A 492-nucleotide genomic window follows, 5' to 3' on the forward strand; every position below is an offset into this window, starting at 1 on the left:
ACGCGAAGGAAGCTGGCTCGAAGCCCGCATCGACCCGGCCATGCCGGCGCGGACGCCGCTGCCGCGCGCCGACATCCGCCAGCGCCACATCGCGCTCGGGCCGGTCGCCGTGTTCGGTGCGTCGAACTTCCCGCTCGCCTTCTCGGTGGCCGGCGGCGACACCGCGTCCGCCTTTGCCGCCGGCTGCCCGGTGGTGGTCAAGGGCCATGGCGCCCATCCCGGCACCTCGGAGCTGGTCGGCCGCGCCGTCCAGGCTGCGGTGGCATCCTGCGGCCTGCCCGAGGGCGTCTTCTCCCTGCTGTTCGGCAATGGGCGGGAGATCGGCACGGCGCTGGTCGCCGATCCGCGGATCAAGGCAGTCGGCTTCACCGGCTCGCGCGGCGGTGGGCTGGCGCTGATGGGGGTGGCGGCCAGGCGGCCGGAACCGATCCCGGTCTATGCCGAGATGAGCAGCATCAACCCGGTCTTCCTGATGCCGGCGGCGCTGGCCTC

Annotated in this window: 1 protein-coding gene; it reads left to right on the forward strand. The window is 73.6% G+C overall.

All coding sequences use genetic code 11. The features are described 5' to 3' along the window. Window positions 1-492 (forward strand): aldehyde dehydrogenase family protein (locus TSH64_RS01545; protein WP_146208109.1); only part of this gene is annotated, 492 nt, incomplete at both ends.

The organism is Azospirillum sp. TSH64 (assembly GCF_003116035.1).
Lineage (GTDB): Bacteria > Pseudomonadota > Alphaproteobacteria > Azospirillales > Azospirillaceae > Azospirillum.